The organism is Schaalia canis (assembly GCF_003858455.1).
Taxonomy (GTDB): Bacteria; Actinomycetota; Actinomycetes; order Actinomycetales; family Actinomycetaceae; genus Pauljensenia; species Pauljensenia canis.
The window spans coordinates 280,881-295,733 of sequence record NZ_RQZF01000003.1; the positions used below are offsets into that span (position 1 = coordinate 280,881).

10 protein-coding genes and 4 tRNA genes are annotated in these 14,853 nt (G+C 59.2%); 5 read left to right on the forward strand and 9 right to left on the reverse strand.

Translation table 11 applies throughout. The annotated features are described in order from the left end of the window. Positions 1-34: 34 nt before the first annotated feature. Positions 35-107: transfer RNA gene (locus EII11_RS05205), tRNA-Trp, on the reverse strand. A gap of 207 nt (positions 108-314) precedes the next feature. Here EII11_RS05205 and EII11_RS05210 point away from each other — a divergent pair. The 3 genes from EII11_RS05210 to EII11_RS05220 all read left to right on the forward strand — a co-directional run bounded on the left by EII11_RS05210 (position 315) and on the right by EII11_RS05220 (position 3,594). Beyond that, entirely contained in the window at positions 315-1,520 is a 1,206-nt protein-coding gene (locus EII11_RS05210; protein WP_124869595.1) for a pyridoxal phosphate-dependent aminotransferase, read from the forward strand. A 98-nt stretch (positions 1,521-1,618) separates the two neighbouring features. Then, a complete protein-coding gene (locus EII11_RS05215) occupies positions 1,619-2,416 on the forward strand; it encodes an alpha/beta hydrolase (RefSeq protein WP_124869598.1) in 798 nt (265 codons plus the stop codon). Between the two features lie 104 nt (positions 2,417-2,520). Next, positions 2,521-3,594, forward strand: a complete 1,074-nt coding sequence (locus EII11_RS05220; RefSeq protein ID WP_240623072.1) for an adenosine deaminase — start codon at positions 2,521-2,523, stop codon at positions 3,592-3,594. An 8-nt stretch (positions 3,595-3,602) separates the two neighbouring features. Here EII11_RS05220 and EII11_RS05225 read toward each other — a convergent pair whose 3' ends face one another. The 5 genes from EII11_RS05225 to EII11_RS05245 form a co-directional block, all read right to left on the reverse strand. Beyond that, the gene (locus EII11_RS05225) at positions 3,603-4,685 is read right to left on the reverse strand and encodes a UDP-N-acetylmuramate dehydrogenase (protein WP_124869603.1); all 1,083 of its coding nucleotides are present in this window, start codon (positions 4,683-4,685) and stop codon (positions 3,603-3,605) included. A 468-nt stretch (positions 4,686-5,153) separates the two neighbouring features. After that, positions 5,154-5,324: a 50S ribosomal protein L33 gene (gene rpmG, locus EII11_RS05230; protein WP_124869606.1), complete on the reverse strand. Its 171-nt coding sequence runs from the start codon at positions 5,322-5,324 to the stop codon at positions 5,154-5,156. A gap of 56 nt (positions 5,325-5,380) precedes the next feature. Beyond that, positions 5,381-5,457 (reverse strand) — tRNA-Met (locus EII11_RS05235). Between the two features lie 28 nt (positions 5,458-5,485). Further along, positions 5,486-5,558, reverse strand: a tRNA-Thr gene (locus tag EII11_RS05240). Between the two features lie 95 nt (positions 5,559-5,653). Next, positions 5,654-5,735, reverse strand: a tRNA-Tyr gene (locus tag EII11_RS05245). A gap of 104 nt (positions 5,736-5,839) precedes the next feature. On the opposite strand from EII11_RS05245, the gene EII11_RS05250 reads away from it, so the two are divergent. Then, the gene (locus tag EII11_RS05250; RefSeq protein ID WP_124869609.1) at positions 5,840-6,343 is read left to right on the forward strand and encodes a YajQ family cyclic di-GMP-binding protein; all 504 of its coding nucleotides are present in this window, start codon (positions 5,840-5,842) and stop codon (positions 6,341-6,343) included. A 1,137-nt stretch (positions 6,344-7,480) separates the two neighbouring features. Beyond that, positions 7,481-8,110, forward strand: a complete 630-nt coding sequence (locus EII11_RS05255; RefSeq protein WP_124869611.1) for a PDDEXK family nuclease — start codon at positions 7,481-7,483, stop codon at positions 8,108-8,110. 90 nt (positions 8,111-8,200) lie between these two features. Here EII11_RS05255 and htpX read toward each other — a convergent pair whose 3' ends face one another. The 3 genes from htpX to EII11_RS05270 form a co-directional block, all read right to left on the reverse strand. Continuing rightward, positions 8,201-9,073 (reverse strand): zinc metalloprotease HtpX, encoded by an 873-nt coding sequence (gene htpX / locus EII11_RS05260; RefSeq protein WP_124869792.1) that lies wholly within the window; start codon positions 9,071-9,073, stop codon positions 8,201-8,203. Positions 9,074-9,392: 319 nt separating this feature from the next. Continuing rightward, the gene (locus tag EII11_RS05265; protein ID WP_124869613.1) at positions 9,393-10,892 is read right to left on the reverse strand and encodes an FAD-dependent oxidoreductase; all 1,500 of its coding nucleotides are present in this window, start codon (positions 10,890-10,892) and stop codon (positions 9,393-9,395) included. A 226-nt stretch (positions 10,893-11,118) separates the two neighbouring features. Then, complete coding sequence (locus tag EII11_RS05270) at positions 11,119-14,649, reverse strand: DUF5979 domain-containing protein (protein WP_124869616.1); 3,531 nt, start codon at positions 14,647-14,649, stop codon at positions 11,119-11,121. Positions 14,650-14,853: the final 204 nt, after the last annotated feature.

The window sequence follows — 14,853 nt, forward strand, 5'->3', positions numbered from 1 at the left end:
CGTCTCTGCTAAAACACTCGCTAGATATGACTAGCAGGGCAGGCGGGACTCGAACCCACAACCGCCGGTTTTGGAGACCGGTGCGCTACCAATTGCGCCACTGCCCTACGCTCGATCAAGAAGATTCTTGAACCAGCTCGATAGAGTCTAGGGGAATCGGCGCCCGAATGTCCAACTGGCAACGCTGAAGGGAGCTACATCACTCACCGCGCACAACCCAACACACGCGTGTAGCACCCCAACACCTCGGCAAGGAACTCTCGCAATACGGGCCATAGTTCCCCTCCGCTACCAGCCCATGCGACCATAGAAGTGTGACCACTACACCACGTTCTCGCGTTTCCGCACGCTTCGCTGCAATCACCCCTTCCGCTACCCTGGCCGTCGACGCAAAAGCCAAGGCACTCAAGGCCGCCGGCCGTCCCGTCATTGGCTTTGGCGCAGGTGAACCCGACTTCGCTACCCCCGATCACATCGTTGAGGCCGCCGTGGCCGCCGCCAAAGACCCGGCCATGCACCGCTACACGCCCGCCTCAGGCCTGCCCTCCCTACGCGAGGCCATCGCCGCAAAAACCCTGCGCGACTCAGGCTACGAGATTGACCCCACCCAGGTGCTCGTCACCAACGGCGGCAAGCAAGCCGTCTTCCAAGCCTTCGCAGCACTGCTTGACCCAGGCGACGAAGTCCTCCTCCCTACCCCCTACTGGACCACCTACCCCGAGGCCATCGCCCTGGCTGGCGGCGTCACCGTGCCCGTCTTTGCCGGTGCCGACGCCGACTACAAAGTAACCGTCGAACAGCTCGAAGAAGCGCGCACCGACCGCACTAAGGTCCTCCTGCACTGCTCGCCCTCCAACCCCACCGGCGCCGTCTACACGCCCGACGAGGTTGTCGCTATCGGCAAATGGGCACTAGAACACGGCATCTGGGTCATCACCGACGAAATCTACGAGCACCTGCTGTACGAGGACGCCCAACCCGCCCACATTGTGCGCCTCGTCCCCGAGCTTGCCAACCAAACCATCGTCCTCAATGGCGTTGCCAAGACCTACGCCATGACCGGCTGGCGTGTGGGATGGATGATCGGCCCCGGCGACATCATCAAAGCCGCCACCTCATTCCAATCCCACCTGACCTCCAACGTCTCCAACGTCGCACAAAAGGCAGCCCTCGAAGCACTCGTGTCCCCCATGGACGCCGTCGTTGAAATGCGTACAGCCTTCGACCGCCGCCGCCGCACCATGATCGACATGCTGCGCCACATTGACGGCTTCGAGGTTCCCGTCCCCAAGGGCGCGTTCTACGCCTACCCCAGCGTCGAGGCCGTCCTCGGCCGTGAAATCCGCGGAAAGGTCCCCACGACCTCCGCTGAGCTTGCCGACCTCATCCTCGACGAGGTTGAGGTCGCTGTCGTCCCCGGTGAAGCATTCGGCCCCTCCGGCTTCCTGCGCCTGTCTTACGCCCTCTCTGACGAGGACCTCGTCGAAGGCGTCGGCCGCATCCAGGAGCTGCTGAGCTAAACCAGCGAGCACACACTGAGACGATGGGTTCTGTGCCCACCACACGCGCGATGTGGGAAGCACAGAACCCATCGTTTTGTCATAGGTAGAATGACCTCATGGAGATCCGCTGGCGCCCTGCAGACACCGAAAACCCCCTGGGGACGGTCCTCATTTCCCACGGCTACGCCGAACATTCAGGCCGTTTCATGCACCTGGCAGATGCCCTGACTGAAGCCGGTTACGACACCTGCTTCTACGACCACGCCGGACACGGCATCTCCCCCGGTAGGCGCGCTTGCGTGGACGTCGGCAAGCTGATACTCGACCATGTCGAGCACCGCCGCGCCGCCCTCGCCGATGCGCGAACACCAGAACTCTTCCTTTTCGGTCACTCCATGGGCGGCCTCATCACCGCCGCCTCCAGCCTGCTTGACCCCACCCACCTGCGCGGCGTCGTCCTGACCGGCCCGGCCTTCCACCCTCTGCCTCATATGCCGCTCGCTGCAGCTAAAGCCATGCTCCCCGCTGCCCGCCTCGCCCCCTCCACCCCAACCGCACCGCAACGCGAAGGACTTCTCTCCCGCGACCCCGCTGTAGAGGAGGCTTTCCAGGCCGACCCCCTGACCTACAAGGGCTCCGTACCGCTCCTGACCGGCGCAACCATGACCGTCCAGGGCTATCAAACCCTCGACAATGCGGCCATGGCACGCACCCCCATGCTCATCCTGCACGGCAGCGACGACCAACTCACCGACCCTGCAGGCTCCGAACTCTTTGTCACGCGCGCCCGTGAAGCACACCCCAGCCTCGATATTCACCTTCGCGTCATCGACGGCGCCCGCCACGAGGTCCTCAACGAACCCGAAGGCCCCTCGCTCATGCGTGACATCATCTTGTGGCTAGGTGAGCACTGACAGTGACCTCCACACCCGCATCCCCCCAACGCCGAGCACCCGAACACTGGCCCGCCTCCGCCCGCTTTGCGCGCCGCCACGAAGCCCCCACACCGCGAGTCCCCCTGCTCACCACTCCCCCGCCCACGCCCGAAGGCCGCCGCGACCTGCGCACCCTCCCCAAGGCTCACCTGCACCTGCATTTCACTGGTGCTATGCGCCCCCAAACCCTTGTTGAGATGGCGACCGAACAGGGTGTGCGCCTGCCCCCACATCTGCTTGACCTTGACCCGCTGGCCGTTCCCGCCGACGCACGCGGCTGGTTCCGCTTCCAACGCTCCTACGACTCAGCACGCGCCCTCGTCCGATCCGAAGCCACCATGCGCCGCATCGTCCGAGAAGCAGCCGAAGACGAAGCCCTCGAAGGATCCGTCCGCCTAGAAATGCAGGTTGACCCCACCTCCTACGCCCCCTGGGTGGGTGGCATCACCCCCGCCCTGGAAATCGTGCTGGACGAGGCCGCAGCCGCCTCCCGCGATACCGGCGTTGACGTGGCCATCATCGTTGCCGCCTCACGCATCCGACACCCCCTTGACGCCCGCACCCTCGCCCGCCTGGCTGCCCGCTACGCCGGAACCGGCGCCGGTAAAGTCGTCGGCTTCGGCTTATCGAATGACGAGCGCATGGGGGAAACCTCCGCATTCTCAGCGGCTTTCCGTATCGCGCGCCAAGCCGGGCTGGCCTCCCTCCCACACGGTGGAGAACTGCTCGGCCCGCAGTCTGTTCGCGAGGTTGTTGCCGCCCTCGCCCCGAAACGCCTTGGCCACGGAGTGCGCACCACCGAAGACCCCGACCTACTGCGACGCCTCATTGATGAAGGCGTCGCCTTCGAGGTCTGCCCGACCTCCAATGTGCAGCTCGGCGTCTACCACGACCTCGGGCATGTGCCACTACCCACCCTGGTTGAAGCAGGCGCAGAAATTGCCCTGAGTGCCGATGACCCACTGCTCTTCCACTCACGCTTGCTCGCCCAGTACGCGGCAGCACGCGACGTCCACGGCATGAGCGATGCGGCCCTTGCTGACCTGGCCCGCTCCTCAATTCGGGCTTCCCTTGCTGATGAGGCGTCAAAGGCGCGCTGGTGCGCGCGCATTGACCAGTGGCTCGCCAGCGACCCGGCCACCCATCAGGCGACGTAACGCTCCGCCTACCAGCTAATACCCACAGCAACCGGCTCAGGCACCAACGTCACACCGAAAGCCTCACGCACCCCATCACGCACCCTACGCGCTAAAGCAACCACGTCGCTCGCCCTCGCCCCACCACGATTCGTCAACGCCAACACATGACGGGTCGACAAAGATGCAGGCGCGCCCTCCGACACAGCGAAACCCTTCGCAAAACCCGCGTGATCAATCAACCACGCAGCCGAGGTCTTCACACGCCCCTGTCCTGCAGGGAAACGCGGCGCGCCCTCCGGCAAAGCGGCGGCGGCCTCGTCAGACAGAATCGGGTTCGTAAAGAAAGAACCTGCACTCCACGTATCGTGGTCACCCGGATCAAGAACCATACCTTTGCCCCGACGCAGGGACAGAACAGCCTCACGGACTCGGGTGGAGGGGGCAGACTGGCCCACCTCGACCCCCAGGTGGCGGGCAAGTTCACCATAAAGAACAGGGGCAGACATCGACGAACGCGGCAGCGAGAAGGTCACGCTCAACACCACCCAACGGCCGGTCGGGCCATAGGTTCTCCCCGAGGGCTGAGGGGTGGACAGAGACTCTTTCAACACCGAATGGCGGTAGCTCAGATGGAGGTCCTCACGGCTCAAAGTGACGATTTTACGAGCGTCACGATCCCAGGCCCGAACCTCCTTCAAAGTGGCGCTGACGTCTTGACCGTAAGCCCCCACATTCTGCACCGGCGAGGCCCCCACAGTACCCGGAATACCAGAAAGGGCTTCCAGACCAGACAGGCCTTCCTCAAGAGTCCACGCCACGAACATGTCCCAATTCGTGCCCGCACTGGCCTGCACGCTGACGTTCGCGCCATCATCAACGACCGTGATCTCACTGCGAGCGTCCTGCAAAACAAGGCCTTCAAAGCCGTCGTCTGAGGCAAGAATATTTGACCCGCCGCCGATAATCAGCAAAGGCGTGCCATCGGCGTCAGCCTCGCGAATCTGGGCGATGAGCTCGGCCTCAGAACCCGCACGCACAAAGCGATCAATGGGGCCTCCGACGCGGAAGGTCGTCAGGTCCGCAAGGGTATAGCCCCGAAGTACCGTCATTACTCTCGCTCTTTCTGCTCGCGGGTTTTCTCAGCCCGAGGGTTGCGGTCCGGGCCGAGGGGGGGGTGTCGAGTCTGGGGGACATGATCCTGGCTGGGGGTTGCCCCATGTGGATGCTGTCCTTCACACCACAGTGGCGTGAGCCTCGTAGAGGAGGCCTTATGACGGTATCACTAAACAGGGGGAAGAATGCGTACCTCGGCGTAGGTTGCGAAAGACCTCCCGGTGAGGGGTCTAAAGGGTGACAAGCACGAGCAGCACGGACACCGAACAGTCCAGGAAAAAGTTCGCATCTCCAACTGTCGTATACCCCTAAAACCCCTATCACCCGGAAAGAGTCAACATCTCCTTGTGTCCTGTATTTGTCCTGTGGCCCCGGAAAGCGGGGTGGGAGAACAATGCTGAGAGCGGAAGGGAAAAGAAAAATCCCCGGGGAGTGAACTCCTCGGGGTATTTCCTTTACTGCAATCAGCGAGTCTCGCGGTGTGCCGTGGACTTACGGCAGCGCGGGCAGTACTTCTGCAGTTCAAGACGATCCGGCGTGTTACGACGGTTCTTCTTGGTGATGTAGTTACGCTCCTTGCACACTGAGCAGGCCAGCGTGATCTTCGGGCGAACGTCCTGGGACTTGCTTGCCACGGTGGTACCTCACTTATGCTTGGTTGGTCGATGCGCGACCTTGTTTAAGAGACGCTTGGTAGCGGGGGCGGGGCTCGAACCCGCGACCTCACGATTATGAGTCGTGCGCTCTGACCAGCTGAGCTACCCCGCCGCAGCGGCGCGGCTCTTGCCGCGACCAGAGCCCCGAAAGGGAATCGAACCCTTGACCTTCTCCTTACCATGGAGATGCTCTGCCGACTGAGCTATCGGGGCAACGTCGAGAACCTTACATCACTTTCGATCTGCTTTGCAAATCCATTTAAGCGAGAAGAAACTCACGTTTTGATCGAAGTTTTATCTCCGATCAGTGGCGGGAGAGGGATTCGAACCCCCGAAGCATTCCGCGTCTGATTTACAGTCAGATCCCTTTGGCCACTCGGGAATCCCGCCATGCCGCCGTTTGGGCGACGACATGAAACAATAGCAGGGTCGACACGTCCAACGCCAATCCGATAGGACGTGCACTGCAACACATCTTGAGAAAGGGCTGAAAAATGGCCGATTCTTCCTTCGATATCGTCTCTAAGCTCGACCGCCAAGAGGTCGACAACGCCGTCAACCAGGCAGCCAAAGAGGTCGCACAGCGCTACGACTTCCGCAATGTTGATGCAGCGATCCGCCTATCCGGTGACGCCATTGAGATGGAAGCCAACTCCCCCGAACGTGTCATGGCTATCCTTGATGTGCTCGAAACTAAGCTCATCCGCCGTGGCGTATCCCTCAAGGCCCTTGATCTTGAGGGGCGCGAGCCAAAGGCCTCCGGCAAGATCTACAAGCTCGTTGCACCCCTGCGCGAGGGCCTCAGCCAAGAGGTTGCGAAGAAGATCACAAAGCTGATCCGTGATGAGGGTCCTAAGGGCGTGAAGGCTCAGATTCAGGGCGACGAAGTGCGCGTCTCCTCGAAATCCCGTGACGATCTCCAGGCCGTCATTGCCCTGTTGAAAGGTGAAGCCGGGGCCAATATTGACGCTGCTTTGCAGTTCGTGAACTACCGCTGAGGTGATGACAGAGGATAGCCCAGCTCCGCTGAAGACTCTCACTGGAAAAGGGCACCTACCACAGGGATGACAGGGTGCTCACGCATCGCAGCGATTGCCTGTGTGTGCACAGGAAATCTCAATGGATGTCAGGTTCTTGTCTGGCACGGGCATGATTACCCGTACCTACGCAGGTGAGGCGTCGTGATTCCTGCGGGAGTGCAGCCGTCTATCTGATTACCCGCGCCTACTCAGGTGAGGTCCTCACACCTGTGACCTCTGAGCCCCTTATAAGCGTCTTCAACATCGACTGCTCTGCCATCCAGACCCCAGCCAGTAGTGGGTGCCGTCGCAGCTCGGCCATCAGTCCTCAACCGTCCACAGCCCAGGGTGGGCCGCAAACATGCGGCCCACCCTTTCGCTTTCTTCTTCTCTTTGCGCGTCATGTACTGCTTAGCGTTTTGCGTACGTGGTGTGCCGCGTACATGAGGCGCCAACATATACACAAAGCGCTAGAGCGTACACATCGAGGCGGCACACTATCTTCCCTTTTCCACAGTTGAAACGCCTCGGAGAGGTTATCCACACTCGCTTGCGAGCGGATTAGCGCCTTTGGTCAATATCGCGCACCCTCAAGGAAGGAACGCATCAGAAAAGAGGAGCGCAATGGCACAGGCACAGGCACAGGCACACAGCATCCCTCAAAAAGGAACCACCAGACAAGCCAACAATCCCCCGCAAACCGAGCAAACAATCCTCAACATTGCCCATCACATGCTGACAACCGCACATGGCGCCCACACAAAACACCGGAAGGAACTCAGATCTGGGCACTACCTTCCCATCAGGAGAGGTTTCTACCTCAACCGGAACTCTCTTCCAGCGGAGCACAGCCTGTGGCAGCATCAGCGGACGGTTGCTATTGCACGCCATATTGCCCACTATGCAACCCACCGCCACATTGACGCCTTCACTCACCAGTCTGCCCTGCTACTCCGTGGCCTCCCGATCCTGCGCAGACCGGGGACAATCCACGAACGCAGACACGCATCCAGGGGCAGACACCCCATCATTTACCCTCCGGTAAAGCTCGATGGGCAGATGCTTTGTCCGTCCGCTCCCGTCCTCATTCATGCAGGATCATTCCTAGGCGACCACGTGGAGATTCTGGGCGGGCTACCCGTGACAAGCCTGCGCGAAACCGCCAGGGACATTCTTGCCTACAGCACTCCGGTAGAAGCCGTCGCAGAGGTGTCCATGCTGATGCGCCACGCCTGCGGTTATAACCGATGGCGGAAGGAAGAATCCGACACACACGCATCGGCAGTTCGGAGCCTCATAGAAGAAGCAATCGACGAAGTTAGCTCACCGTGGGGAAAACAGCGGGCACATGAACTGCTCTCTCTTTGTGATCCCTCCTGTGAATCCATCGCCGAAAGCTACTTCAACTGGTTCCTTCACGCCTTTAACGCCCGCCCATGGCAGACGCAGGTTGAGATCACGGTCGATGGAGCGCTGTATGTCGCCGATTTCTGTTTCCCTGAGCAAAGGGTTCTTATCGAGGTTGAAGGGTTCAGCAAGCTAGGTGCACAGCAGGACGAGATCGGGAAAAACCTCAGCGCTTTGATGCGGCGCGACAATATCTTGACCTCACAGGGCTGGAACCTTATCCATCTACCCGCACGACAGATGTATGTCGATCCAATGGAACTCCATGTTCATCTTCGTCAAGTGATTGGGGGCGTCTTTACACCGAAGCCGCCTCACCGGTGGCTCCTCGACAGTTAACACCCCGGCACTTCATGTACAGGTTGACGCCCTGCGTACATGGTGTACCGCGCACAAAAGGCGCTAACCCGTACACAAGTCAGACAGACGTCAGTAGCCGGCCATCTTCTCGAGGCGAGCAATGCGATCATCCATTGGTGGGTGTGTGGCGAAGAGATTACGGATCCCTGCCCCACGGAAGGGGTTGGCAATCATCATTGAGGCCACATTCTGATGTGCTGGCGTCGGAGACAGCGGCACATGATCCGTTCCAGCCTCTAGCTTCCGCAAGGCTGAAGCCAGGGCCAAAGGATCCTGCGTCAACGCGGCCCCATCCTCGTCAGCGTCATATTCACGGGTGCGCGAAATCGAAAACTGAATAAGCATCGCCGCAACAGGGGCAAGGAAGGCCATAAGCAGCATCACCAGAGGATTCACGGAGTTCTCATCACGACGGCCACCACCAAAGAACATCAACCCCTGCGCCACCGAGGTAATCAAACCCGCAATTGCCGCCGCAACAGAAGACGTCAAAATGTCGCGGTTATAGACATGCATCAGCTCGTGCCCCAAAACACCACGAAGCTCGCGCTCATTGAGGAGCTGCAAAATACCCTCAGTACAACACACGGCAGCATTTTGCGGATTACGACCCGTAGCAAAAGCATTGGGAGTACGCGTGGGCGCAATCCAAATCGTTGGAGCAGGCTGACCGGCACGCGCCGACAATTCGTTGACAATCCGATGCAGGGCGGGGGCCTCGGCCTCGGACACCTGGTAGGCGTTCATTGAACGCAGGGCCAGCGTCGCTGAGTTCCAATAGGAATAGAAGGTCGTCCCCAGACCAATCAGGGCGAACCCAAAAAGAAAAATCGGACGCCCCGTGGATTGGGCGATAATCCCACCAATTGCCAAGAGAATCAGCCACAGGCCGCCGAAAAGCATCGCGGTCTTTAGGCCGTTGTGATGACCGTGTCCCATCATCATCCTTTCAAGTATTGCTTCAACCGTAGCCGCGTTTTCCTCACCCAGCATGTTGAAAACGCACATTCGGATGCTCTACAGCGCACGGCTGCACTTATTCCCCGCCTCGCTCATGGCAGGCTTGTTACATCTTCCGGGGGTTAGGCGGCGTACTTTAGGCAACGAGGGGAGCAAAACCCCCAAGGTGGGAATAAGAAAGGCAGAAACAAAACGATGGGTGCGACCACTGTCGCACCCACCGCCAGAATCCAGGCAGCCTACTACTGCCACACTCACAGGGCCCAGGCAGCCTACTGCCCGGCAATCACATCAGAAACACTCAGGCGTGACGTGTTGAACCCGGGCCAGTGAAATCATCACCGAAGCGCTCCACAGCTCCCGGAACACCCATTTCACCGGGCTGGCCAATCAGGTCTGCAGTGACTTCTTCACCACGAGAAATCGCAGTCATCGCCTCACGGGAGACAACCTTAATGCGCTCACGCGTGCCGCGATCCCCCGGCAACTCACCATATTCCGCACCCAGAGCCTGCTCGTAAGCATCAAGCAGCTCCCAGCCCTGCCAGGTCGTGTAGGCCACGCCACGCTCTTCCAGCAGCGCCACCATCGCCTCGTGGCCAACCTCGCTGGTAGTCGCAGCAAGGCGGCCGGCCTGAGCGTCCTCCACCAGGTGAGCGATAGTCTGCTGAGCATCAGACTTCGTCGAGCCAATCAGACCGACCGGGCCACGCTTGACCCAGCCGGTGGCGTACACGCCATTAAGGGTCTGCTCAGATCCCACCTCAGCGACCACGCGGCCCTCGATATTAGGAATCACACCGCGGACGGTGTCGAAAGGAATCCCGTCAATCGGTGAGGAGTAGTAGCCAACCGCCCGATACACGGCCTGGACAGGCCAAGTGGTGATCACACCGGTGCCGCGCACATTACCGTCACCCGTCAGCTCGGTGCGTTCCGTGCGCAGAGCCTTCACATGGCCGTTCTCATCGGGCACGATCTCAACCGGGGATTCAAAAAGATGAATGTGAATGCGGCGAGAGGCAGTGCGTTCCTCGGGGTCAATCGAGGCGTAATTCGTCAGGGTTTTGACGACCTGGCGCTGCTGGTTGGAGCTACGCAGAGCCTCCTGCGAGCCCTCGTCAAAGTCGAAATCTTCCTCGCTGACAATGATGTCAACGTCGGGGACGTGGCCCAGTTCGCGCAGTTCCAGGGGAGTGAACTTCACCTGAGCGGGACCGCGACGGCCAAAGACGTGCACATCGGTCACAGGGTTTTCTGCCAGGCCTGCCGCCACATTTTCAGGGATTTCGGTGGTCATCATGTCAGGCAGGTGCTTGGCGAGGACACGCGCAACGTCCAAGGCCACGTTGCCCACGCCGATGACGGCAATTTCCTTGGCATTGAGCGGCCATTCACGAGGGTAGTCAGGGTTCCCGTCGTACCAGGAAACAAAGTCAGCGGCGCCGTAGGATTCAGGCAGGTCAATGCCAGGAATCGGGAGCGGAGCATCACGGTCAGCTCCGGTTGCAAAGATCACGGCGTCGTAGTGCGCCTGCAGGTCTTCAACGGTGACGTCTCGGCCGACCTCAACATTGCCCAGTAGGCGGATGTCGCCGCGCTGGAGGATCTTGTAGAGGGCGACGATGATCTGCTTAATGCGGGGATGATCTGGAGCGACGCCGTAGCGGACGAGGCCGTAAGGGGCGGGGAGGCGTTCGAAGAGATCAATGTTTACTTCGAGGCCTGACTTGGAGAGGATGTCCGATGCATAGATGCCTGCCGGACCTGCACCAATGACGGCCACGTTCAGAGTGCTCACGTCAGCACTCCCCTTTCTTCGCACGAGCGAATAAGTCATTCCGCTAAGCTGCGGGGATTTTTGCATAAGAATACTTCGCTAATTCTAGCGCCGCTATCCCGCGCTGTTACAGTCCCCCGTCATGGTGTGAGCCACCCTCGGCAGACATCACCCAGCCGGGGGTGGAGGCTTCTCTGAAGCCTCCACCCCCGCTCTTCCCTATCAGCGCTTTTCTCTCAGCGCTTTCCTATGAGCGGCTGCGTCTTCTCAGGGCGATCAATCCCCCGCCCACCGCAGTCAGAGCAACCGCGAGCAGCGCACCCGCCTGGCCGCCGCTCATACCTGTGCGGGCAATCGGCGGAGTCGGAGAGGGCTTGTCTGGGGTGTACGTGTTGACGAACTCGATCTGCGCGTTCGCACTCACCTCACCGATCGTGACCGTCACCGGCTGAGGTTCACGCAACGTGTATCCACGCAGGACGGCGCTATCAGCTCGTTCCGTGAGGACACAGCGTGTGCCGATAGGGAGGTTCGTCAACGTCGCTGCTTCGCCATTGCCTTTCAGCGCGATACTGCCTTTCACAGGGGCTTCTACTCCGCTGCAGGTGTAGTCGATGACGAAGGAGTGGCGTGCAAAGGCGTTCTCGGCTGCTCCCTTGACGACCTTACGAACCGATAGATCACCGCGCCTGAGCACATAGGTGTTGTCGGCGTGAACTTCAACCTTTGCCTTGTCGGCAACGTCGAAGGTAGCGACACCCTCGTTGAAGCTCTGCTGGCCGATACGAAGGCGACTGGTCAGTGTCGTTCCATTGACGAGGCTGGGGCGCTCTCGTAGTTCACAACGACCGGCAGGAACGTTCGTCACTGTTTCCTGGCGTCCTGGGGACACCGTAACTTCGCCCTTGAGAAGTTGTCCGGTCAGAGCGGTACACGAATAGTCGAAGGTGAAGGATGAGGGTGCAATGCGGGCGCCGTCACCGGTTACGACTTTTTCGACGCTGAAGCCACCTGTGAGTGCGCGGTAGTGGTTGGTGACTTCTACCGTGTTTGTGCGGCCCTTCTCGATCCGCAGCGCCGTCAGGGGCACGAATTGTGTCTGAACCTCGTAGCCTGCGCGGTTCTTAGTGGCGGCACTTTCTGACACCACACATTCCGTGCCGACTGGCAGGCTGTCATGGACAGTGACGGGCGTGCCATTGCCGGGAACGTTCACGGTGCCGTTAATGGCGTCGGCTCCAGGAACACGACACTCATAAGCGATCTCAAATGTGTCAGCGCTGAATGGGCCGTCTCCTGTCACATGCTTGAGGATGCTAAAAGGTGCTCGTTCGCGAGTGAAGGTGTTGGTAGCGCTGATCGCAATGTCTGTCCCCTTCGTGCTGAGGTCGAAGCTGAGAGGGGCATTGTTTGTGCCAGCAGCTTGCCCATCAATCATCCAGCTGAGGACGTGCCCCACGTGGTCGACTGTCACAGCATTCTCCGTCACTGTGCAACGCCCAAGAGGAAGGTCCTTCACACGAATCGGGGTGCCAGGGGTGACGTTGAGGGTGCCGGTGACGCTATCGAGGCCCTCTGCGAGCGGGTCGCAGGTGTAGGTGAAGGAGTAGCTTTGAGGTGCGAGCACTGCACCATCACCGCTCGTGATCTTACTGAGGGTGAAGTGGGCACGCTCTAGCTCGTAGGCGTTAGTGAAGGTCAGTTCCAGGGGAGCTGTCCCTGCTGCGATGGTGACCTTCTGCGCCAGGGGCTCCACTAAGGCGTATCCGGCAATGCGTGGAACTGCTGCAGTGTTTTCCTTCACCGTACATTCTGATCCGACGGGTAGTTCCGGACTGATCCATACCTCCCCGATCTTCACTGCAGCGTTCATATCATTTCCACCGCAGTTGTAGATGAAGGGGAAGGGTTGGTCCGCCAGCCGCGTGCGCACTTCTGCGGGTGTGGTGGGGTCGAGTTTTTTGATGATGCTGAAGCGCCCCATCATCCGTTGGTAGACATTCGTGAAGGAGGCGAGGTTTTCCTTGCCGGCTTCGAGAGTGAGGGTCTGTTTTTCAGGGACGGTAAAGGTGTAGTCCTTGAGGTGGTTGGGGGCAGGGGCAACTTCTGTGATGACGCATTGGGTGCCGGGGGCGAACTTCTTTCCGACAGGGATGCTCTCATTAGTGGGGGGCACATCAATGGTGCCGCTTTCGCCACCGCATTCGTAGCGGAATGTGTATTTTTGGCTGCCGATCAAGGCGGGGTCAATCCCTTGAATGCCCTTGCGGATAGCGAAGGTCGCTTTCTGTTCGACAGGGTTGGTGACGGCTACTGTTGTGACGGTTTGGTTACGAATAGTAAAGGTGGGGCTGTTTCCTTGAGCTGTTTCTGTTCCCACCACGTAGGAAGGCTGGCCCCATTCAAGGAGGGTCGCACCAACAGAGTGTGGTAGCGCCTGCGTATCTTCCGTGACGGTGATGCGTGTTCCGATGGGGAAGTTCAGCGGATAAGGAACTGCTTTGCCAGTTTCTTCAATGATGAACTCGGCTGGGTTGGAAGTGGGAGGCGCCCAGTTGGGATAGTCCTGGGCGGTTTTACCGTCGGGCAGGGTCCAGTTGATGAGGAAGCGGTATCGCTGCTGCGCTGGAAGAACGCCCGCACCTGACCCGGAGAGGGTTTTCTGGAGGGAGAATCCGCCGAATCCCTGCTCCATCTGCGCGCTCACATCAAGGGTTTCTCGAACGCTTCCTTCCCTGCTACTTTCGGCAGGGTAGTCCGCCAGCGTGACCTTATTGGTGTAGGTCTGCCCCATATGTGTCTGGCCGTTGGGGCTGGCTGGCCGAGTTTGGTAGAAGATGCGGTAGTTTGCTTCACCATTGAGGTGTGTCCCAAAAGGCCCCGCAAGGTGAACGGTGAATTGTTTGGGGTTGTGCGGGTCGGGCGTGACCGAGAGGGAGAAGCCGTCTGTGCTTTTACCTGAGCTGTCGGCAAGGGTGACTTCCGGTTGTGAGGGATCCAGTTTATGCCGATAGAGGTTGAGTTTGACGACGCATTTATCAAGGCATAGGTCGTGCCCTTCGCCAACAATATCGGTAAAGGTCATCGAGGTAATGGGCGTCTGGCCTGTCCATTTTCTCAGGAGGACAGAGGGGTTAAACCAGATCGACCAGTAGATCGTGGATTGCCCAGGATTAATTGTGGATTCGTATTTTGCGAAGCCAGCTTCCCAGTATTTTGGAGCTGGCGGCTCGGTAATAGCCTCTCCTCCTGGGAGGGGGACGCTTTGCACCTCCCCGTTGACGGTAATAGTGGTTTGTGTTTCGGTCGTTGTCTCGGTCGCGATCAGTTCAGCGCGGCCCTTACCGTGGATATTGACGTATCCGCGGATATTGTCACTGAAGGTGCACAGGATGCGTCGAGGTTCGAGGACGCACTCTCCTGCCTGGATACCATTGGCGCCGAGGAGTATGCGAGTTCCTGTTGTCATCCGATTGCGTAGCCCCTTGGGAAGTTCGATGACGAATGATTCTCCGGGCTGAGGGTCTGCTTGCGTGGCATCCCAGGTGAAGTTCATGCCTAAAACATCCCAGCGGTGCACCTGCCCGGGAACGGACTGTTGTTGCCCATCGGTCTTACTGAGCTGGGTGATTCTGACGACGATCTTTGAGTTGATTCGCGGTCCTGGGGAGTCGGCCTGAGCGGTGGAGACATAGGCAAGCACCAGAAGCACACTGGCCAGAGCGAAGGCCAGGAGTGATCGGACTCGTTGCCATATCGGCAGTGGACTGACATTCATGACAAACCTCATCGTCTATTCGAGTAAAACATCCCATTTGTATGACATTGAAACAATGGGGAATCTTGACCAGAATGTCACAGCTTAAACAAGCAATCAAGGCGCATTTCTAATTGAATTAACAGGAAGTATTCAGCCTTCATAAAGGTGAAGGGAAAATTGACCAAACAGTAAGTCACAAAAACCGTCATATAATTCACACCC

Excerpts from the sequence above, each read along its gene's own strand:
- EII11_RS05225 (WP_124869603.1), bottom strand. The coding sequence starts at position 4,685 with ATGACGGTACTTCGGGGCTATACCCTTGCGGACCTGACGACCTTCCGC.
- EII11_RS05270 (WP_124869616.1), bottom strand. The coding sequence starts at position 14,649 with ATGAATGTCAGTCCACTGCCGATATGGCAACGAGTCCGATCACTCCTG.
- EII11_RS05215 (WP_124869598.1), top strand. The coding sequence starts at position 1,619 with ATGGAGATCCGCTGGCGCCCTGCAGACACCGAAAACCCCCTGGGGACG.
- htpX (WP_124869792.1), bottom strand. The coding sequence starts at position 9,073 with ATGATGGGACACGGTCATCACAACGGCCTAAAGACCGCGATGCTTTTC.
- EII11_RS05250 (WP_124869609.1), top strand. The coding sequence starts at position 5,840 with ATGGCCGATTCTTCCTTCGATATCGTCTCTAAGCTCGACCGCCAAGAG.